The organism is Dryocola clanedunensis, assembly GCF_038405435.1.
In the GTDB taxonomy this organism is placed as follows: Bacteria; Pseudomonadota; Gammaproteobacteria; order Enterobacterales; family Enterobacteriaceae; genus Dryocola; species Dryocola clanedunensis_A.
The window spans coordinates 1-576 of the sequence record NZ_JBBYHZ010000152.1 but is presented as its reverse complement, the minus strand read 5'-3'; the positions used below and the strand labels follow the sequence as shown (position 1 = coordinate 576).

The 576-nt window shown below is 69.4% G+C and carries 1 protein-coding gene; it reads right to left on the bottom strand.

What is annotated here, in order from left to right:
* Window positions 1-336: AraC family ligand binding domain-containing protein (locus AAE045_RS23945; protein WP_455549795.1), on the bottom strand; the 336-nt coding region annotated here is incomplete at its 3' end.
* Between the last annotated feature and the right edge of the window lie 240 nt (window positions 337-576).

Genomic DNA, 576 nt, shown 5'->3' with positions numbered 1-576 from the left:
CAGATCGAGTACCACGCAATGCGTGGGCATACCCAGTTCCGGCCCATCGGCCACGTAAAGATTGCGGAACGCCGAGGTGTTCAACGCGCCCGTGTGATGGAGCGTGCCGGTCGGCACCCACAGCGCCTGCTGCGGGGTGATCACGTGACGTGCCTGCCCGGCGCTGGCCTGCAGCACACCCGTGCTGGCGTGGACCAGCTGGTTCCAGCCGTGCACGTGCGGCGGGAAGCGCTCGCCGGCCTCCAGTCGCTGGCTGCGCGCCACCACCGGCCAGGGCAGACGCCGCAGCGGCGGCACCGCGACTTCGCGCCAACCCGGGGCAGTGGGTTCAGCCATGGCCATGTGACGCCTCATCGACAGGATGGGTCATTCTATCGAAAGACGCCATCACCTCCGTCCACCGACGATGGGCCCTCCCCGCTGCCCTCCAGACACATGTCCCTCACGATCCCGCCTCCCCGCCGCGCCTGGCAGGTCATCACGGCCGGCATCTGCGCGCTCGTGCTTACGGTTGGCCTGGCGCGCTTTGCCTACACCCCGCTGCTGCCGGTGATGCGGCTCGACGCCGGGCTCACG